Source organism: Actinomadura livida, assembly GCF_014648675.1.
Lineage (GTDB): Bacteria > Actinomycetota > Actinomycetes > Streptosporangiales > Streptosporangiaceae > Spirillospora > Spirillospora livida.
In genome coordinates this window covers 1-18,993 of the sequence record NZ_BMRO01000032.1, presented here as the reverse complement: position 1 = coordinate 18,993, position 18,993 = coordinate 1, and the positions used below count along the sequence as shown (strand labels likewise).

Below are 18,993 nucleotides of genomic sequence, written 5' to 3'. Positions count from 1 at the left end.
CAGGGAGGGGCGGCGTCTCACCTCAAAATCTGACCGGTGTGGCATACACGTGCCGCAAGAGATGTGCACCGACCCGCAAGTCGCCCCTGACCGGGGCGCTTGGCACCGCGGGCAGGCCGTGCTGGGCACTGACGAGGAGGCCGCCGCCGAGCTGGAGCGCTCGGCCGGGCGGGTGTCGGTGTCCAGGCGCAGGTGCAGGTTGAGAAGGACGAGGTCGACGGAACGGTGACGGCCGGGCCCTGCAACACGCACGGATCGAGTTACTGCGCGCCCAGATCGCCTTCCACCTGACGCGGGGCAGCGACACGTCGGGGATGTGTCCCGACGGGCTGAGCACCCCCATCAGAACACTCACATGCACTTTGTCTCACCGGGGCTGGCGTGGAGCCCTTCGGCGAGGCGCGGCACTGGTAAGAGAAACGCCTCCACGTCGCGGCGGGTCAGCGCGCCTACGGCGACATCGGCGAGAGCGTGTTTCTCCTCACCAGCGCCGGGGCGTCCGAGCACGCGGCCGCGGCAGGACCAGTGACCGGCGTGCGCGATGGACCAGGGCATCCGGCACCTCGGCGCCGGACTCGCATCGCCGGCTGCAATGACAGTCACGCCGCCGATGACAGAAACGTCGCTTATGTGACATACGGAAATCCTGGGCAATACCCACCTCTTCAAGGCGAGTCTAAATAAACACCCCCATTAGCAAACGGCTCACCGTTCTCACCCTTGGCGCCCCGGCGATTGAAGCCGATCTCCGGCCACTTCAACCCGTTTTCCGAAAGGTACGAGGACGCGGAAGATCACTACGGTGAGCCAGTAGCGGCCGGGCTTATATGGATAGCGACCCCAACTAGCTACGAGGTCTCAATATTGTCACCTCGAACCGTAATCACGAACTGTGAATGTTCGATAATATTGAGCCATGTGTTCGAGGAGATTCGATCTGGCGGCGATGTCCAGCAGTGAGCTGGTGGGCATGGCGGCTGCGATCGCGTCCGAACTCGCTCGGCGTCCGGCACCCGACTCTCCAGCCGCGTGCATGCAGGACGCCGAGACCCTCGCCCACACGACCGACCTGCACGAAAGCGTCCTAGCCGGGTTGATCGGACGGGTGGACGCATCAGGAGAAGTGCGCCGCTGGGGCTTCTCGTCAGTGCGAAACTGGCTGCGGACCCGACTGGGCATGCGGGAGGCCCGCGCCAAGGAGCGCATCGCCCTCGCCCGCGAACGGCACCGACTTCCCCAGGTCGCCGAACGTCTTGCGGCCGGGAGGTTGTCCTACGGGTACGCCGCCACCGTGGCCGGTGCCGTGGCCCGCCTGAACGACGAGGACTGCGCCAAGGCCGAAGAGATCCTGCTCGACCTGGCCGGACAGGGGTTCTCCGCCGGAAAGGTCGCCGCGTTCGGCAACCGGATCACCGACCTGATCGCCGAACGCGACGGCACCGACACCCCCGACCCCGATTCCCGGCGCGGATACGAACGCTCCTGGATCGACACCACCCGCTCCCTGGACGGTGGCCGTTACGTCAAGGGCTGGCTGAGTGCCGAGGACGCCGCCATCTGGGACGGCACCCTGGGCCCATTGGCCAAGCCCGCCGGAACCGACGACGACCGCGACCTCTCCGAACGCACGGCCGCCGCACTGGCGAGCGTCCTGTCGGGCGGACACAAGGCCACCAAGGTCACCGTGATCTGCGACCTCGACACCCTCACCGGCGGCAACACCCCCGCACGCCTAACCGACGGCACCCCCATCCCCGCCGAGCAGGCCCGCCGCATCGCCCTGGCCGCCGGAGTGTCGCCACTACTCCTCGGACGCGGCCACGTCCCCCTGTACCTCGGCCGCACCACCCGCTTCGCAACCCCGGCCCAGCGCCAGGTACTCGAAGCACTCAACCCAACATGCGCCGTGCAGGGCTGCGAAGTCCCCGGGACACTCTGCGAAGTCGACCACGTAGCCGGCTGGGCGCTAGGCCACACCTCCACCGACATCGACAACCTCACCCTGACCTGCGGATTCCACAACCGCTTCAAGGCCAGCAACCCCGACCAAATCGCCGTCACCCGACCCCAGAACGGCCGCTACACCTACCGCCTCCTACCTCCCGGCCATCCCCCACGTCCCGGCGACATCACCGACCGCCAACCACCACCACGCAGCACCCCACCCTCCTGGGACCAGCCCACACCCACCACTCCCCACCGACCGTCCCGCCAGCCACCCCACGATCCACGACACCGACCAAAAGCCCGCACCCCACGAACCAGAACCCCCACCCGAGGACCCCACCACCCCGCAGGCCCCTGACCACCCCCAAGCACTCCCAGCGTGATCGCCTCGGTAAGCGCCAGTGCGGCCGTTCGGAGTCACGAAAGAATGACGCCCGCCAAGCGGCGACCGTCGCAATCCGCCCCGCGCTCTCGCCAGAGTTGGCCGGTTGGCGTGGTGTGCCTGGACACACGCCGAGCAGCCATTGATCTACCTGGCCCCAGGCTCCACGATCTGCTGCATCTCGTGCGAAGCAAACGCCTCCGGCGGCGGCGTCCCAGCCCACTTCCGGCAATGCGTCCGAACGTTGATGCCACTGCCAGCACTGCCTACTTCCGCGCCGAGCTTGTTCTGGCTCGCTCTCTCGGCTGACTGGTGCGCCGCCGCTCACCAGTACGCCATTGCAGTAACGGCGCGTGTCCAGGTGGTGGTCTGCGCTGGGGGTAGTTCGCGGGTGGAGCGCCCCTGCCCCGGACTGATACCGACTGCTTTCGAAGGCCCCTCACTTCGTCGAGCGAGAGGCGCTCTTGGACGCGGCCACGCTTGAGGAGGTCGTCGGCGGGTTCGTTAGGGATCGGTGCCGTTGCGGCAGGCGGGTAGCCGTAGGGGACGGTGCCTGAGGGTGTCCGAATGTGGCGATGGGGCGGTGGCTCGTGGGGGTGGGGCGGAACAATCGGTGGACGGCGGGTTGTCGCCTGTCCTGGGGCGGGCGCGGTGGGAGGCGTTATGAGCGATGGGGGCGGTCGGCGGCGGCAGGCGGTCGCGGCGGGTGCGGGTGTGGGTGTCGGCGCGGTGGTGAACGTGGTCACCGGGATGTTGACGCAGCAGTGGGACCTGGCGTGGCTGGCTGCGGCGGGGGCGTTCGTGGTGGTCGGCGGCGTCCTGCTGGGCTGGCTGACGTACCGGGCGACACCGGACCCGGAACCGGCCCGTCCGACGCCGGTGTCGGCGTCCGGTCCCGGTTCGATCGGTGCCGGCGGCTCGGTGACCGGGGCAACGACCACGGTGACGCAGCCGGACACGGGGCAGCCCACGCCTGCACCGCCCGACGCGGGGGACGGGGTCAGCGCGTCGGGACCGGGGTCGATCGCCGCCGGCGGCGACGTCAAGGACTCCCACACCAAGGTCACTCGGGACGACCCGGCGACATCATGACGCGAGCCCCGGGCGTCCCCGCGGCCGGTGCGGCGGACCAGGAACCGGAACGAGAACCGGGACCGCGACCAGAACCGGGGCCGGGACGGGGACCGCGGGAGGTTGATGCCTCGGGGGCTGGGGCCATCGCCGCCGGGCGCGATGTCATCGGCTCGTCCACACACGTGTATCAGGCGGCGCCCCTTCCGCGGGCCGATGAGGTGGATCCGCCGCCAGGGGCGTCGTCGGCCCTGCCGGCACGGACGGTGCGGTTCGTCGGACGCGGCGGGAAGTTAGCCGAGTTGGACGCCGTGCTGGCGGCGGGCGGGGCGGTGGTGCAGGGGGTCCACGGGCTGGGCGGGTGGCCAAGAGCACGCTGGCCACGCAGTGGGCGCATCAGCACGCCGCCGACCACACGCTGACCTGGTGGATCACCGCCGACTCAGAGGAGAACGTCACCGCCGGACTGGCCGAGCTGGCCGGGATGCTCGTGCCGGAGATGACCCGCGCCACCCCGGCTGCGGTGCCGCTGAGGAACGGGCGGCCTGGGCTCGGCGATGGCTTGCCACCCACAACGGCTGGCTGGTGGTTGCTCGACAACCTCACCCGTCCCGCCGATGCGGCCGCGCTGGTGAACGGCGCCCCGGGCGGACGATTCCTGATCACCAGTCGACTGCGGGAGGGCTGGCATGACCTCGTCCCCGCGGTGATCGAGCTGGACGTGCTCAGCCCGTCCGAAGCGCAGGAGCTGCTGGCCGGTATCGTCACCGCGGGCCGGACGACCGCCGACCTGACCGGCGCCGCAGAGCTTTGCGCCGAGTTGGGGCATCTGCCGCTGGCGGTCACGCAGGCCAGCGCCTACATCCGCCAGACGCGCCTGTCCCCGGACGACTGTCTAGGGCTGCTGCGCGCCGACCCCGCGACGATGTACGACGAGGCCGGAAGCGGCGCCGACGGGGAACGCACCATCGCCCGGATCTGGCGCCTCACCCCGACCCCTCTCGCCGAGACCAAGCCGCTGACCGGGGACGTGCTGCGCGTGCTGGCGTGGTGGGCACCCGAGGACATCCCCCGCAGCCTCCTCGCCCGCTCGCCGAGCCCGTCCAACTCACCACGACGCTGGGCGACCTGGCCGCCTACAGCATGATCACCCTGGACGCCAGCGCCGTCACCGTGCACCGCCTGGTCCAAGCCGTCGCCCGGACCCCCGACTCCCGCACTGTCGCGGAGGACGGCGACCCCCATCGCCAGCCCGCCGACGTCCATGCCGCCCGCGATGAAGCCACCGACCTACTCAACGAGGCCCGCCCCGCTACCACCGATGACCCGGCCGAATGGGCCCACATGGCACCGCCTGCTGCCACGCATCGACGCCCTCGCCGAACACACTGACCCCGACACCGCCACCGACACCGCCACGACCAGCCTCCTGCTGGACCGCCTCGCCTCTTTCCTCCAGGGCCAGGGCGCGCTGGCCCACGCCATCGGCTACTTCGAAGGCGCACTGAGCGGCTCCCAGCGCCTCCATGGGCCCGACCACCCCGACACCCTGACCTCCCGCAACAACCTCGCCTATGCCCTCGAGTCGGCCGGAGACCTCAACCGCGCAATCTCGTTGCACGAGCAACGCTGGCCGACTTAGAGCGGGTCATGGGCAGCGACCACCCCTTCACCTTGACCACCCGAAACAACCTCGCCTACGCCTACCAGGTAGCCGGGGACCTCGGCCGCGCGATACCGCTATACGGGGCCACCTTGGCCGACTGCGAGCGGGTGCTCAGTCCCCAGCACCCGCTCACCGGAACGGTGCAGGCGAATTTGGAGGCGGCTCGCCGGTAGGGCGGTCGGGGGAACGTGTGTCCAAGTGGGTTGGTCGGTGGCGACTGTATTGCGTTGCAGCGAGGTCTTCGGGGGCAGGGCGGCGCCATTCGTCGGTCTTTGCCGCCGGTGGACGGGGGCGCCGCCTCTGCTCCTAAAGTGATCTGTTCGGCGAGATGGGACGGCGAGGGCCTGACCGGGAACTCTAAGGGTTGGTTTGCTGGGTGAAGCGTTGGGATTGGCCTTCGTGGATGTCGGTTACCCATTCCCAGCCAGGTTTAGCGGAGGGGCCGAGGCGAGGGTCGCTGGGGGGTTGGGCGTCGCGTAGGGCGTGTACGTAGGCTCGGTCCTGGTTGATGCGTGTGCGTATCTGGTCGACTTGGGCGACGGAGCCGTGACCTGGGATTAGGACTTCAGCGTCGTTCGATGCTTCTTCTAGTAGGCGCAGGCCTACGAGGTACTCCTCGATCGGGTCGTTGGTGCCGTCCGGGTCGTTGAGCATCGGGATGAAGACGTCGGAGAGCATGTCGCCGGCTACGAGGACGCCGTGTTCCTCGATCAGCAGTGCCGCATGGCCCGGAGCATGTGCAGGATGCTCGATGATCCGGACCATAGGGCCGTCCCAGGGAATCTGCGCAGTTTCGGCTGGGAGATCAGTAAGCAGACCGAAGAGGTCTAGTGGTGTTTCGTCGGCGATTTCGGGCGGCAATCCCTCCGCGACCCGCGCCTTCCAGTCGGGGTTCGATCGCAGATCTCGCATGGAGGCCGCACAGCGGGCTGTGCCGTAGCGGGGTACTTCGCCGAGATCGGCGTGCCAGAGGACGTGGTCCCAGTCGGGGTGCGTCGAGAAGCCCGCCACGACGGGCTGGCCCAGCTCGCGAAGGTCGTTGGCGAGGCAGGCCATTTCGTCGCCTGTTATTCCGGCGTCGACGAGCAGCGCACCTGCTCGTCCCTGCACCACGACAGCGTTGTTCAGAAGCAACGCGCTCTGGTGGACCAGCACGCCCTCCGCCACCTGCGTCAGCATGGGGCTCCTACCGCTTGTAGTTTGCAACCACTTGGGGAGACCGTAGTGGCCGGCAGTTGCAGATTGCAAGCACTGTGGGTCAAGGTGCAGGACTGCGCTTTCGTATGGAGTTGCTCGGACCAGGCCCTCACCGCGCTCTGCCTGGAGTCCTGGACGAGCTGCGTCATTCAGACCGAGCGTGCGTCGCCTACGCAGTGTGGGACGGGGTCAGGCCAGGGCGGCGGGTAGGAGGGTGAAGGCGGCGATGATGATGGCGACGCGGACGTAGTGGAAGCGGTCCCAACGGCTTATCTGCTGCTTCCAGTCGTCGGGCCGGTTGTCGGGGGTCCACGTCTTGCCCTGGTTGTTGATCGGGACGAGCAGGAGGAGCGACATGATCACGCTGACGATCAGCAGCGCGGCGGCGGTGATGACGAGGCCGGTGCCTGGGTCGCCCCAGCCGGCGATCGCCCAGATTGCGGCGAGGACGAGGGAGGTGATGTACCAGACCGGCATCACGGCGCCGAGCATCCGACCCCCGTGGGCCCGGCCGCGCAGGGCGCAGTCGTCGGGGAGGGCGTCGAGGATCCGGTTGATGACGAAGGCCACGGAGAACTCCACCCCCACCATCACACCGACGACCACGGTGGTGATGATCCCGAGTGCGTTGAGCATGCTGAACCCTTCCTGAGAACTAGCGTTGATAGATGATGTGGCAACGCTAGTACTGCTGCCGCTCGCTTGTCTAGCGATGCTAGGATCACCGCATGTCGGTACAGGAGCGCAAGGAGCGTGAACGGGCGGCTCGTGAGCGCCTCATCGTGGCGACGGCCCGTGAGCTTGCCGAGCAGCAGGGCTGGGACGCGGTCACCACCCGTCGGCTCAGCGAGCGCATCGAATACAGCCAGCCCGTCCTCTACAGCCACTTCCGCGGCAAGCGGGAGATCATCGGCGCCGTCGCCCTCGAAGGCGCCGCCGAGATGGCCGCGGCGTTGCGGGCGGCGGCCTCCGACGCGGACGGTCCGCACGCCCGGGTCACCGCCCTCGCCCGCGTCTACCTAAACTTCGCCGCACGCAACCCGGCGGTCTACGACGCGATGTTCCAACTCGACGGCGGCCTTGCGTTCGCGCAGGAGGACACCCCGGAGCCTCTGAAGGACGCCTTCGCCGCCCTGCTGGAGAACCTGGAGGAGGTCGCCGGCGATGGAGTCCATCCGGCGCTGTTCGCCGAGTTGTTCTGGGCGTCCCTGCACGGGCTGGCGACCCTGACCCGAGCGGGACGGCTGCCACCTGAAGACACCGAGCGCCGGACGGAACTGCTGGTCAACCGACTCACCGTGCTCTGACGCACCGTCCCGGCAGCCACACCACCGAGGTCCTCGCGCCCCCATGCAGGCCGACCGCATCCGCTGGGCCTTGTGCTCGGTGGACGGGGACGCCACCGCTGCGGCGAGAGTGACAGGCCATCCCGCGACGCGCGGGATGGATCGGGCTGCACCGTGGGGGCTCACGACGAGTTCTTCGTGGATGAGGCTCTCGGTGTATTGCGGGTGTATCGGAAAGCTCATACGTCGGCGCAACGCTCGTTCGTCTTCGGTGGGGACATGGGCCGCAGCGGTCCGTGCCGAGGGCGTGGCGTGGCCCCGCTTCGGGGTCGTCGAGGAATCCGCGGACGGCTCTGGCCGCTGGCCCGGGTCACAGCGTTCGGCTCCCTGCTGTGACCGTTCGTTGGCTGGGACGTTGCGGGCCGGATGGTGATCCGGCCCGTCGATCAGGAAAGGGCCGTGATGATGGACGAGGATTCCGTGCCTGGTGTCGACCGGCGGCGGCTGCTCGGGTGGGGCGGGTTGGCGGCCGCCGGTGTGGTGGCGGGCGGTGCGCAGTTGGTGGGCGTCCGGCCTGGGCACGCCGACCCGGGACCAAGCGGCCCGATCCCGCGCGACGCACTGCCCGGCGGCGCCTATGACCGGTACGTGGCGGGCCTGGCCGCACAGGACAAGTTCTCCGGCGTGGTGCTGCTGGCGCACCGGGGCCGGACCGTCCTGTCACGCAGCTACGGCTGGGCCGACAAGGAAAGGCGGGTCCGCAACCACCAGGATGTCGCGTTCAACCTCTCCTCGGCGGGCATACCGTTCCCTCCGGTGGCCATCCTGCAGCTCTTGCAGCAGGGCAGGCTGGCGCTGACGGACACGGTCGGCACCCATCTGGACGGCATCGACGGCGACATCGCCGAGCAGGTGACCATTCACCACCTGCTCACCAGTACCTCCGGGATAGACGCCCCGGCGCCGGACGTGCAGCGCGTCTTCAACAGCCGTGAAGAGGTGCGCGAGTACAAGCGGCAGTGGGTCCGGCAGGCGACGCTGGTGGCCGTCCCCGGCTCGAACGACGCCAGCAACGTGCATTCCGCCGGCGGCGGCGCCGCCAACGCCATGGCCACGCAGATCGTCGAAGCCGTGACCGGTACGACGTTCTGGGACTACATGCACGAACACGTCTTCGAACGCGCCGGCATGACCGGCTCCGCCTACTACACCAGGGACCAGTGGCTCGCCGACGAGCACATCGCGCACCCCTACATGCGCCAACCCGACGGCAGCCGGGTGGACGGCGTCCGCAACCTGGACAAGGACAGCCTGAGCCGGCAGGGGCCGGGCGAGAATCCGGGACGCAGCTTCGTCGGCAACGTGTTCGCCACCGCACCGGACCTGGTCCGGTTCGCGGAAGCACTGCGCAACGCCACGGTGCTGAACCGGCCCTACGCCCACTTGTACACCGGGTCCAACGGCCCCGGCCGCCAGCCCACGTCGTTCCACGCGTACTCGGGGGTTCTCCACATCGTCAACGGCCGCGAGCGGGTGTCGGGGCGCGGCGGCGGGACCGGCGGGGTCAGCGCCAACTGGAACATCTACCTGGACAGCGATTGGGTCGGCGTCGTCCTCAGCAACTACGACGACCTTGAGGAGTTCGGGGAGATCCTCCGCCGGGAGCAGGAGGCCATCACCGGCCAGGGCTGACGCGCGTCCACCGCGGGCACGGACGTCGTGGGAGCTACGTGGGGTGCGCCGGCCTCCGGTCGGCCGGTTGCACCGGCCGGTTGCACCGGGTCGGTTCACCGTGCGTCCGTGACCCGCGGGGCGACGGCGGGCATTGCTGTCAATCTTGAGCCGCCCTCGGGTGTGATGGACGCGTGTGATCGCCGCATCGCCGGTTTCGGGCCACTAGTGATCGCTGCCCTGCCAGGGGAAGGCAACCAGATCGGGTTCGACCCAGCCGGTGCGGGCTTGCGGGCCGGCCAGCGTCGTTGAGCGGTAGAAGCGGGTGAGCAGGCGCTTGTCGAGCAGCGCGGGATGCCGGTCGATGAAGGCGCCGAAGTCCGGGGTGGCGTGCTCGGAGGCGGCGGTCACCTCGGCCATCAACTCGTCGAAGAGCGATGCGGGCTCGGGTGCGGCGGAGCCGGCCGGGCTCATGCGGGCACCTCCGCCAATGCGCGCAGGACAGTGTGGAAGCCCGCGATCGCCTCCGGGGGCAGACCGTCCAGGGCCTGCTCCTCCATTTCGGCCAGGGTCTGCCGGATGGTGCCGGAGACCAGGCGGCCGGAGGCGGTCGGCTCGATGACCACCACCCGGCGGTCGCTCGGACGAGTGCCACGGGTGATGTGACCGCGCCGCTCCAGCCGGTCCAGGACGCTGGTCAAGGTGGTGGGCCGGGTGCCGGCGGCGGCTCCCAACTCGGAGATGGTCCGCCCGCGACCGTCCGCGAGGATGGCGAGGGCATTGATCTCGGACGCGGTCAGATCGAGGTCGACCAGTTTCGCGGCGAGGACCTGCAAGGTGGCGTGGGTGGCGCGCTGCAGAGCGTGTCCAGGAATTCCGGTGTGAGGTGAACTAGAAGTGGGAGACCATGCGGGTACCTCGCGACACGGGTTCGATTAGATGTGGGATGGTCCCCAGGAAGCCGTTTACTTCCAGGCTCAATAGCCATTCACCCTGATCGCCCGGGACGATGGCGGCCGCAATCAGGTACTGCTGACTGGAGTGTTCCCTCCAGACATCCGAGCTTCGCCTCTCAGGGCGTCTTCGCCGTTGCGCACCCGCCACGGAGGACGAGCATGGGAAGGAAGTTTGACCGCGCTGTCCCAATGCGGCCAGCCAGTGTCGTCGGCTCGCGGTAAACCGGAACGATCATCCGCACGTCCTGGTTTCTGTAAGTTGATCAACCGCACTTCCATTCGCGATGAGGTGATGGTGTGAGAGGTCGTGCCGGCATTGCCGTCCTGGCCACGTTGACCCTGACCGCAAATACGTTGATGGCCGTTCAAGGGGCGAGTTCGGCCGTCGCGGAAACGACACCCGTGGACGGTGCGTCGCGGCCGTACGAAGTAACCTCCAAACGCGCGAAGGAGCCGTTCACGGTCGCCCCGCGTCGCATGGTCGTCCCGTTGACCTGGTCCGAAAGCGCGGTCGAGCCGGCCAGCCGGGCCATCACCTATCGCAACGACACAAGCAAGGACCAGGAAATCCGACTGCGGGTAAAGCTGCGGGACCGCTCCGGAAACGCGGCCCCCGCCGCGCTTGCGACGCTGTCCGCGGATTCCCTGACCGTGCCCGCCGGGCGAGAGGCCGGCGCGAAACTGGAACTGCGCCGCCACGGTGTCAAGCCCGGTGCTTATCGCGGCACCGTCCAGGTCACGTCCGCGACCGGTAAGCCGCTGGGCTCGACGGCACTCTCGATCCACCTCCGTGCGCCCGTGCCCGCGCCCGCTCCTCCGGTCGGGTCCGTGACGGCCTCCCCCGACTCCATCACCGTCGACCTGGCCTCGCCCGGTATCCCGGACCTGACACGGCGGCATACGATCACCTACCGCAACACCGGGCCCAGGCCCGTCACCCTGCGGTTGGCCGCCGACCTGACCGGTCCCGGCGAAGAGCCGACCGAGGCCCCCGCAGAACTGCTCGAAGTGCCTGACCAGGTAACCGTTCCCCGCCGCGGAAGCGCGGAGGTGACACTGACTTTCCGAGGTGCCGGAATTCCCCACGGCCGTTATCAGGGAACGCTCATCGCCACGGGAACCGACGGCGCGACGAAGGTGACCACCCCGCTGGCGGTCGATGTCGGCCGGGAGAAGTACAACGTCGCCGTGAACCTGATCGACCGCAATGGCGTCGCTCCGACGCAGCCGACCTGGGTTTACGCCTGGAGCGTCACGGACGGCGGCCGCTGGGAGCGCAGAATTGAGAACGGCACGGGCGTCTTCGAACTGCCGCCCGGCGTCTATGACGTCACCACCGCCATCGCCACCGGGGAGGGCGAGACCCTGATCAACCACCGGATCACGGTCGACGACTGGGACCTCGACCTGGTGATGGACGCGCGGGAGGGCGAGCCCGTCGAGCTCAGTCCGCAGGGCGTCGATGTTCCCGGCATGATCGAGGCCTGGTACGAGACCCCGTGGTACCGGTTCACCGCCGAGGGCCCCGAAGGCTCGGTCTTCGCCGTCTGGCGCGGGCCCGGCGAAGTCGCGGAGAACGTCGGCTTCCAGGTCCTCGGGTGGGGGAAGCGCGACGCGACCGACGGGCCGGGCGCGGCCTACATCCTCAGCCGGTACTTCGCCGGCCGGATCCCGTCCGACACGGTGTGGCACCCGAGCCCGGACGAGCTGAGCGTGACCCGCAACCACTTCCGCTCGGTGAATCTCTCCCGGTCCGGCGGCCTCAACCTGACGGGCGGTTACGTCGACTCGCTCCGAATGGACGTGACCTTCCCGCAGACCGTCACTACCTACATCGAGCCCGGACTGACCTACAGCCGGGAGCTGGGTTACGGAATCGCCTACGAGAACTGGGCGCAGATCGCCGACTACCAGGCCGTGGCGGAGCAGGGTGAACGCGACGACGTCTGGAACGGCGCAGTCCTCACCCCGGGCGACTTCGGCGTGGGAGCGAAACCGCGGCGGAGCTCGGGCGGCCAGCTCTCGGTGGTCGCCCCCATCACGTACGTCGACTCGTCGGGACGGACCGGTTCGATTGACCGTACGACCAACGAGCTCACCCTCGCCGCCGATGGCCAGACGATCGCCACCGGTACGGGGCAGCTGTACGCCAGTCTTGCGCCCGAGTCCAAGCGCTACACCCTGACCTGGGATCGCACCGCCAACCCCGAGATCGCGGTCTTCTCCACCGCGACCAAGACCGAGTGGTCGTTCGAGTCGCACCACATCGATTGGGAGGAGCAGACCCTTCCGCTGCACCTGCTGCGGCTCGCGGTCCCCGGCCTGAACGACGACAACGCCGCCGCGCCGGGCTCCGAGTCGCGGATCCCCGTGAAGGTGCAACCGGTCGAGGGCCTGCCGACGCCCGAGATCACCTCGATGTCCGTCGAGACGTCCGCCGACGACGGCGGCACCTGGCAGGCGGCGTCGTCCGCCGACGAGGACGGCACCTGGATCGCGACCGTGACCAACCCGGACGCCCCCGGGTTCGTCTCCCTGCGGATCACGGCGACCGACGCCGACGGCAACACCGTGGCCCAGACGGTCGTCCGCGCCTACAAGGTGGGGTCCTGATGCGATAGGGCCCGTTCGCGGGCCACGAGCAAGGGTGGACACCAGACCGCCCGGAACGTGCGGCGCGGACGCCGGTCATCGGCGTCCGCGCCTGGCGCGTTTACCTCTGGCGTAATCGCGGGCGGGGTGCTGGGTGCCGGACGGTGGGCGCATGGGAGATTTTCTCGATTCCGATACCGAAGTCGCGCACCGCGCCGACGGGGTTTATGACGCCCAGATCAGCGACCGTTGGAACGGTATGCATGGTGCGCCGCTCGGCAGCTACGGGCTGGCGGTCGGCGTGCGGGCGCTGGCGGAGACGGTGCCCTATCCTGATCCGCTGTCGGTGTCGGCGTACTTCCTTCGTCCTGTCGAGGTCGGGTCGGCTGAGGCGCGCACCGAGGTCGCGCATACGGGGCGCCGTATGGCGACTGGTCAGGTGAGCCTCGTCCAGGGCGGCGAGGAGAAGCTGCGGGCGATCGCCACGTTCGCCGATCTCGATCGGGTCGACGGCATTACGTCGATGTTCGGCGGTCCGCCGCAACTGCCGCCGCCGGACGAGTGCGTCGATCCGCTGGACGGTGTGGCGCTGCCGGGCATGAGCCTGCTGGACCGGGTGGAGTACCGCACCGCCGAGGTCCCCGGCTGGCTGCGCGGCGAGCCCGGCGGCACGCCCGCCTGCGACCTGTGGATGCGCCTGCGCGACGGTCGGCGGCCCGACCTGCCGGCGCTGGTGTTGCTGTGGGACGCGATGGCCCCGATGGTGCTGGAGATCGGCCAGGCCCCGTCGACCACCCTGGAGGCGACCGTCCACATCAGGCGGCGGCCGGCACCGGGCTGGCTGGCCTGCCGGGTGGGCACCCGCTACGTAACCGGCGGCCTATGCGAGGAGGACATGGACATCTGGGACTCGGCAGGGCACCTGGTGGCCCAGTCCCGGCAACTAACCCTCCTCCGCCGACCTGCGTCCTCTTCGTCCCAGACCTGACCAGCGAATCCGGCGGCGCAACGCACCCAACGATCGTGTTCACCACCCCGGCCCCCCTCCCCGGTAGGTCGAAGGCGCCAACGACCAGCCGATCCACAGCTTGGCGGGTCGGCGGGTGGCTTCGGGGTCAGCGGGTGTGGACGGGCTTCAGGTCGATGTCGAGGGTAAAGGGCTGAGTCGCGGTGATCCGGTCATGGTGGACGCCGGTCGCGACGTATTCGGTGGCGGCGTCGTCCAGCTCGTAGGTGTAGATCGCGAACGCCGGTGGGTCTGTTCGGTCTCCACCCGCCAGTAGTGCCGGCTACCTGCCGCCGCGTACAGGGCCGGCGGCCCAGGGGGCGCGTTGACTTGCGGCGTGTTGTTGTTATGGGACGCCGGATAACAACAACACGCCGCAAGTCAACGACGGGGTTACGGGACGGTCACGAGGGTCGCAACTGGAAGGGAGTGCGGTTATTAGTTTTGCGTGCGAACTCCTCGTGATATTCCACTTACTCTCCGAAATCGGCCATTTCGGTCTGCGGAGGCTGCTGCGGCAGGTGTTACCGCTCAAGCGCTTCGGGCCGGGCAGTACCGGCATGTGTTCTACGACGTGTACGCGTCCGCGAGCCTGGACGATTCCGTCCACGTCCGGTGTGATGCCGCCGCGCTGATTCTTCCGGCGGACTCCGTGTTCTGCGGAGTGACCGCGGCTCGGCTGTACGGCGTGCCGGTGCCGGACGGGGACCTTCGGGTCCACGCGGCGGTGCCCGCGACCGCGTCCACCGTGCCTCGCGTCAAACAACTGAGGGTGCACAGCTACTCGATTCCGGCGGGGCAGGTGAGCAGACTTGACGGACGCCGCGTGATCGGTCCGGAGCGGCTCTACCTCGAACTGGCGGCGTCGGTGCCTCGCATCGACCTCGTCATCGCGGGCGACCACATGCTGAGGCGGCAGGTGAGCACGCGGGAACAGCTCCACGCCTTCCTGAAGACTTGCTATCGGCGCCGCGGGGTCAGGAAGGCGAAGCTCGCGCTGCAACATCTGGAACCGCGGAGCGATTCGCCGCCGGAGACGAGGCTGCGCATGCTGATCGTCGACGCCGGCCTTCCCCGGCCCATCGCCAACCAGGACGTCTTCAACGACTGGGGCGTGTGGCTCGCACGTCCCGACCTCTCCTACCCCGCTGTGAAGATCGCCATCGAGTATGAGGGTCTCCACCACCAGCAGGACCCACGCCAGTACAGCCGCGACATCGAACGCGACGGCGGGCTGATCGACGAAGGCTGGGTCGTCATCCGCGTCAACAAGGACGGACTCTTCCGCACCCCCCGGCAGGTGGTGAACCGCGTCCGCAAGGCCCTCGACGCCCGCCGCCCCTCCCGCTGACCGGCGGCGACTGTCCTCCGCGCCGGCGTGGTGGGTGCACGTGCTCCGCGTTGACTTGCGGCGTGTTGTTGTTATCCGGCCTCTCATAACAACAACACGCCGCAAGTCAACGGTGACGGGGGGGGTGGGGTTAGGTGCGGTCTATTACTGCGAAGACTATTTTGCCGGCGTTGTTTGCTAGGGGGCGGACGCCCCAGCAGCGGGAGAGCTGCTCCACTATCAGGAGGCCGCGGCCTACCTCGCTGACCATGTCGGCCTGCTGGACGTGCGGGAGTTCGCATGTGACGTCCTGGACCTCCATCCAGAGGGCGTCGTCTTCGGTGCGGCCCAGTCGCAGGGTCACGTCCCCGTCCTTCTCGGACGCGTGGCGGAGGGCGTTGGTGACCAGCTCGCTCGCCACCAGGCACGGCGCGAAGTCGTCCATGCCCCACTGAGCGGACACCAGCCGCACGAACCGCCGCACCTCCCCCACGACCTCGAAGTCCTGCTTCACCACCATCTCGCCGCCGACCTCCGCAGCCATGAGCACGACGGTCACCCGGTACCGCTCTGGTTCGACTGGCCCGTGCGCCACGAGGCGCTGTACAACCGAGTGGAGATAGCAAGAAGGGCTCCACCGATAGCCCATCGTAGGGGGTTATTAGAAGCTGGAGGCAGTCCGAGTTCAGAGACGTGGACAAGGGCGGGAAGCAGCCTCGACAACGACGGGATGGATTGGCACTGCCAGACAGTTCATGCCCGGCTAGCGAGACGGAAAGGTGTACACGAGGAATCAGTGTCGTAAAGTCTCTTAATCGAACCACCGGCTCAAATCTGGTGGATATGGGCCGGGAGGTGGCGCACGTTCCAACTCCAACTCAGCTGGAACGACTCCGCGAGTGGATAGGCCAGTCATTCGGGGAGGCTTCGGGGAAGGTCTACGGCGTACCCGAAGCGATGCCACAGGGACAAAGCTGAGCACCTCATCCGTCAATCGGTTGTCAGTGAACGTGGGAACCGGGGCCTTCCACCCCTGGCTGGCCACCGGCCAGGTCGCGGTCGGGGTAGGTGCGTCGTCCACCGACGGTGGGCTCCGGGGCGGAGCTCGCGTAGTAGTCCGAGGGCGGGAAAGCCGCTCACACGGCGAAGGCGGGCAGCAGGTTCGCAAGGAAGGTGACTGGAATGCCAGGAGGACGTCGGTGAATATCGACGCACCGCAGTCCGCTCCAGAACGATCGGGCCTGCGGGTACTGGAGATCCAGACCAAATTGCACCGTTGGGCTGGTAATGATCCACATCGCCGGTTTGATGATCTGTTCAACATTGTGGCGGATCCGGCCACGCTGTGGGAGGCGTGGATTCGGGTCCAGGGGTAACACCGGGGCACGCTCGGCCGGTGTCGACAGGGCCTCGGTCCGCGATATCGAAGAAGGCCGTGGCGTGTCGGTGTTCCTGCACGAGATCCGTTCCGAGCTCAAGGCCGGGGTGTACCGGCCGATGCCCGTTCGGGAACGGATGATCCCCAAGCCCGGGACGAGTCGCCGTCGGAGGCTGGGAATACCGACGGTCAAGGACCGGGTCGTGCAGGCAGCACTCAAGCTGGTCTTGGAGCCCATCTTCGAAGCCGATTTTCGATCGTGCTCGTACGGGTTCCGGCCCTGCCGCCGGGCGCAGGACGCTATCGCCGAAGTACATCTCTTCGGAAGCCATACATACGAATGGGTTCTGGACGCAGATATTGAGGCGTGCTTCGACAACATTTCCCACTCGGCGTTGATGGACCGGGTGCGGAGAAGGGTCGGGGACAAGCGGATACTTCGCCTGGTGAAGGCGTTCCTCAAGTCCGGGATTCTTACGGAGTTGGGACTGGAGGAAGAGACCGCAGCCGGTACCCCCCAAGGAGGAATACTGTCCCCGCTCTTGGCGAATATCGCTCTGTCGGTCCTCGATGACGCACTCAGCGAGGACTGGGGGACGCTGATGGGAACCAGGTCACAGCGCAAGTACCGACGTCGTCTCGGCAAAGCGAACTGGCGATTGGTCCGCTACGCGGACGACTTCGTCGTCATGGTCGCCGGTACTCAGGACGACGCCGAGGCGCTGCGGACAAGAGTGGCGGAGGTCTTGGCGCCGATGGGCCTTCGGCTCTCGGAGGCCAAGACACAGGTAGTCCACCTCGATGACGGCTTCGACTTTCTCGGGTTCCGCATCCAGCGGCGCCGGAGACGTGGGACTCGCCGATATCACGTCTACACCTACCCGGCCAAGAAATCGGTTGCCGCGGTGAAGGCGAAGATCCGGGCCGTCACCCACAACCCAGGAACACCGCTCGGGGCCGTCCTGAGTCGCGTGAACGCGATTCTGGCCGGTTGGTGCAACTACTTCAGGCATGGAGTCTCGAAGCGAGTTTTCAGCTACCTGCGCGCATTCTCATGGCGGCGCGTAGTGTACTGGCTGCGCAAGAAGCACAAAGGCCTGACGTGGAAGGAGTTGAGGAGGCGTTTCTGTCAGGATAAATGGAACGTCTCCTGGCTCGGGATAACACTCTACGATCCAGCTAAAATGACGGTTAGCCGTTACCGCTACCGTGGAGAGAAGATCCCCACCCCCTGGGCGGCCTAGAAAATCACTCAACGGCATGAGCCTGTGGAGAGCCCGTTGCGCTGAAAGGCGCACGGCGGGTTCGGAGGGCGGGCTGCGGAAACGGGCCAACCGAAAGGTTGGCACCGCGCCGCAGTCCGACCCCTACAAGATCGAGACGGACGCGGCGGTGCTCGTCTCCTGGGAACCAATGCTGATCGCGGGCCTCGTCCAGACTCCGGCTTACGCCTCTGCTCTCCTACAGGGCAATGAAGAAGCCGTGGCTGCGCGCCTCAGCCGTCAGGAGATCCTCACAAGAAACGAGCGACGCACCCCACCGAACCTCGTGCTACTGGTTGACGAGCAGGCGCTTCGTCGTCCGGTCGGAACGGCCGAGACGGTCAGAGAACAACTCGAACACCTTCTAGAGCTCAGCTTGTTGCCCAACATCACGGTTCAAGTAGTGTTGGAAAGCGGCGAGCACGACGGCAACATGGGCGCGTTCACGATCGCCACGATGGACGATCGGAGTGAGGTCGCGTACATCGAGACGGCGATCTACGCCATCACGACCGATGACCCAACGGACCTGGCCGTGCTGACGCGTACTCTCATCGCCCTTCGTTCACGGGCACTCACCGAAGAGATGTCGCGCGAGCTGATTAGAAAGGTGGTCCAGGAGAGATGGACCTGAGAAACGCCAAGTGGCGCAAGAGCTCCTACACCGGATCCAACGGCGGTAACTGCGTCGAGCTGGCGGACGCGGCCGGGGCGGTGGCGGTGCGGGACAGCAAGGACCCGGACGGTCCCGTCCTCCTGCTGACCCGCACAGCCCTGCGGACAGCCGTGCAGTCCGCTCCCAGGACGCACTGACCGTCCTCAAGTTCAGCGAACTGCCAATCTCCCCGAAGACATGTGCCGGGACGTGATCAGAGAGGCACTGGAGAAATGGACCTGAACGACGTCACCTGGCGCAAGGCAAGCCGCAGCGGCGAGAACGGCGGTAACTGCGTTGAGCTGGCCGGACTCCCCGGGGTGGTGGCGGTGCGGGACAGCAAGGACCCGGACGGTCCCGTCCTCCTGCTGACCCGCACAGTCCTCCGGACAGCGGTGCAGTCAGCCCCCAGGACGTACTGACCGTCTTCAAGCTCAGCGAGCTGCCCAATCTGCCCGAAGAGATGTCGCGCGAGCTGATTAGAAAGGTGGTCCAGGAGAGATGGACCTGGGGAACGCTAAGCCTCGATCCACCGGTGAATGATCGTCCAGGAGTCGGGAACAGCAAAAGGGATGCCCCGTGGCCTGCGATGAT

The 18,993-nt window shown here is 67.6% G+C and carries 21 protein-coding genes; 15 read left to right on the top strand and 6 right to left on the bottom strand.

Going from position 1 to position 18,993, the window contains the following annotated elements:
* The first annotated feature begins 916 nt into the window (after nucleotides 1–916).
* The 5 genes from IEZ03_RS36935 (at nucleotide 917) to IEZ03_RS36915 (ending at nucleotide 5,239) form a co-directional block, all read left to right on the top strand.
* Entirely contained in the window at nucleotides 917–2,305 is a 1,389-nt protein-coding gene (locus IEZ03_RS36935) for an HNH endonuclease signature motif containing protein (RefSeq protein WP_184879207.1), read from the top strand.
* Between the two features lie 687 nt (nucleotides 2,306–2,992).
* Nucleotides 2,993–3,421 (top strand): hypothetical protein, encoded by a 429-nt coding sequence (locus IEZ03_RS36930; protein ID WP_184879204.1) that lies wholly within the window; start codon nucleotides 2,993–2,995, stop codon nucleotides 3,419–3,421.
* Nucleotides 3,422–3,761: 340 nt separating this feature from the next.
* Nucleotides 3,762–4,547 carry a tetratricopeptide repeat-containing protein gene (locus IEZ03_RS36925; RefSeq protein WP_184879202.1) on the top strand — a complete coding sequence of 262 codons (786 nt, stop codon included), beginning with the start codon at nucleotides 3,762–3,764 and terminating at the stop codon, nucleotides 4,545–4,547.
* A gap of 174 nt (nucleotides 4,548–4,721) precedes the next feature.
* Complete coding sequence (locus IEZ03_RS36920; RefSeq protein ID WP_189241281.1) at nucleotides 4,722–5,042, top strand: tetratricopeptide repeat protein; 321 nt, start codon at nucleotides 4,722–4,724, stop codon at nucleotides 5,040–5,042.
* A gap of 32 nt (nucleotides 5,043–5,074) precedes the next feature.
* Entirely contained in the window at nucleotides 5,075–5,239 is a 165-nt protein-coding gene (locus tag IEZ03_RS36915; protein WP_189241280.1) for a tetratricopeptide repeat protein, read from the top strand.
* A 184-nt stretch (nucleotides 5,240–5,423) separates the two neighbouring features.
* Here the strand turns inward: IEZ03_RS36915 and IEZ03_RS36910 are convergent, their stop codons facing one another.
* Both IEZ03_RS36910 and IEZ03_RS36905 read right to left on the bottom strand, forming a co-directional pair.
* The gene (locus IEZ03_RS36910) at nucleotides 5,424–6,245 is read right to left on the bottom strand and encodes an MBL fold metallo-hydrolase (protein ID WP_184879200.1); all 822 of its coding nucleotides are present in this window, start codon (nucleotides 6,243–6,245) and stop codon (nucleotides 5,424–5,426) included.
* 207 nt (nucleotides 6,246–6,452) lie between these two features.
* Nucleotides 6,453–6,899: an anthrone oxygenase family protein gene (locus IEZ03_RS36905; RefSeq protein WP_184879197.1), complete on the bottom strand. Its 447-nt coding sequence runs from the start codon at nucleotides 6,897–6,899 to the stop codon at nucleotides 6,453–6,455.
* 92 nt (nucleotides 6,900–6,991) lie between these two features.
* Between IEZ03_RS36905 and IEZ03_RS36900 the strand changes: the two genes are divergently transcribed.
* Together IEZ03_RS36900 and IEZ03_RS36895 are read left to right on the top strand one after the other, a co-directional pair.
* Nucleotides 6,992–7,570 (top strand): TetR/AcrR family transcriptional regulator, encoded by a 579-nt coding sequence (locus tag IEZ03_RS36900; protein ID WP_184879194.1) that lies wholly within the window; start codon nucleotides 6,992–6,994, stop codon nucleotides 7,568–7,570.
* Nucleotides 7,571–8,029: 459 nt separating this feature from the next.
* Nucleotides 8,030–9,241, top strand: a complete 1,212-nt coding sequence (locus tag IEZ03_RS36895; RefSeq protein ID WP_221480521.1) for a serine hydrolase domain-containing protein — start codon at nucleotides 8,030–8,032, stop codon at nucleotides 9,239–9,241.
* Nucleotides 9,242–9,445: 204 nt separating this feature from the next.
* Here the strand turns inward: IEZ03_RS36895 and IEZ03_RS36890 are convergent, their stop codons facing one another.
* From IEZ03_RS36890 to IEZ03_RS38945, 3 genes are read right to left on the bottom strand one after another with little or no spacing between them, the layout of a single operon-like run.
* On the bottom strand, nucleotides 9,446–9,694 hold the full coding sequence (locus tag IEZ03_RS36890) for a hypothetical protein (protein ID WP_184891025.1): 249 nt from the start codon (nucleotides 9,692–9,694) through the stop codon (nucleotides 9,446–9,448).
* Nucleotides 9,691–10,056, bottom strand: coding sequence for a MarR family winged helix-turn-helix transcriptional regulator (locus tag IEZ03_RS36885; protein ID WP_221480520.1), 366 nt, complete (start codon nucleotides 10,054–10,056; stop codon nucleotides 9,691–9,693). The genes IEZ03_RS36890 and IEZ03_RS36885 overlap by 4 nt, the downstream gene beginning before the upstream one ends.
* A 55-nt stretch (nucleotides 10,057–10,111) precedes the next feature.
* The gene (locus tag IEZ03_RS38945) at nucleotides 10,112–10,324 is read right to left on the bottom strand and encodes a DUF6461 domain-containing protein (protein ID WP_221480519.1); all 213 of its coding nucleotides are present in this window, start codon (nucleotides 10,322–10,324) and stop codon (nucleotides 10,112–10,114) included.
* Between the two features lie 149 nt (nucleotides 10,325–10,473).
* On the opposite strand from IEZ03_RS38945, the gene IEZ03_RS36880 reads away from it, so the two are divergent.
* From IEZ03_RS36880 to IEZ03_RS36870, 3 genes are all read left to right on the top strand, one after another.
* On the top strand, nucleotides 10,474–12,789 hold the full coding sequence (locus tag IEZ03_RS36880) for a hypothetical protein (protein WP_184879191.1): 2,316 nt from the start codon (nucleotides 10,474–10,476) through the stop codon (nucleotides 12,787–12,789).
* Between the two features lie 151 nt (nucleotides 12,790–12,940).
* Complete coding sequence (locus tag IEZ03_RS36875; protein WP_184879188.1) at nucleotides 12,941–13,756, top strand: thioesterase family protein; 816 nt, start codon at nucleotides 12,941–12,943, stop codon at nucleotides 13,754–13,756.
* Nucleotides 13,757–14,336: 580 nt separating this feature from the next.
* Nucleotides 14,337–15,125, top strand: coding sequence for a type IV toxin-antitoxin system AbiEi family antitoxin (locus IEZ03_RS36870; RefSeq protein WP_184879185.1), 789 nt, complete (start codon nucleotides 14,337–14,339; stop codon nucleotides 15,123–15,125).
* Nucleotides 15,126–15,255: 130 nt separating this feature from the next.
* Here IEZ03_RS36870 and IEZ03_RS36865 read toward each other — a convergent pair whose 3' ends face one another.
* Nucleotides 15,256–15,648, bottom strand: a complete 393-nt coding sequence (locus IEZ03_RS36865) for an ATP-binding protein (RefSeq protein ID WP_184879182.1) — start codon at nucleotides 15,646–15,648, stop codon at nucleotides 15,256–15,258.
* A gap of 655 nt (nucleotides 15,649–16,303) precedes the next feature.
* On the opposite strand from IEZ03_RS36865, the gene IEZ03_RS38430 reads away from it, so the two are divergent.
* The 5 genes from IEZ03_RS38430 (at nucleotide 16,304) to IEZ03_RS36845 (ending at nucleotide 18,821) form a co-directional block, all read left to right on the top strand.
* The gene (locus tag IEZ03_RS38430; protein ID WP_229808828.1) at nucleotides 16,304–16,480 is read left to right on the top strand and encodes a hypothetical protein; all 177 of its coding nucleotides are present in this window, start codon (nucleotides 16,304–16,306) and stop codon (nucleotides 16,478–16,480) included.
* Entirely contained in the window at nucleotides 16,413–17,726 is a 1,314-nt protein-coding gene (ltrA, locus tag IEZ03_RS36860) for a group II intron reverse transcriptase/maturase (protein ID WP_229808827.1), read from the top strand. The genes IEZ03_RS38430 and ltrA overlap by 68 nt, the downstream gene beginning before the upstream one ends.
* Before the next feature lie 16 nt (nucleotides 17,727–17,742).
* A complete protein-coding gene (locus IEZ03_RS36855; RefSeq protein ID WP_184879179.1) occupies nucleotides 17,743–18,378 on the top strand; it encodes a DUF5753 domain-containing protein in 636 nt (211 codons plus the stop codon).
* Nucleotides 18,369–18,557: a DUF397 domain-containing protein gene (locus IEZ03_RS36850; protein WP_184879175.1), complete on the top strand. Its 189-nt coding sequence runs from the start codon at nucleotides 18,369–18,371 to the stop codon at nucleotides 18,555–18,557. Before IEZ03_RS36855 ends, IEZ03_RS36850 begins: the two co-directional genes overlap by 10 nt.
* A gap of 75 nt (nucleotides 18,558–18,632) precedes the next feature.
* The gene (locus IEZ03_RS36845) at nucleotides 18,633–18,821 is read left to right on the top strand and encodes a DUF397 domain-containing protein (RefSeq protein ID WP_184879172.1); all 189 of its coding nucleotides are present in this window, start codon (nucleotides 18,633–18,635) and stop codon (nucleotides 18,819–18,821) included.
* Nucleotides 18,822–18,993 lie beyond the last annotated feature (172 nt).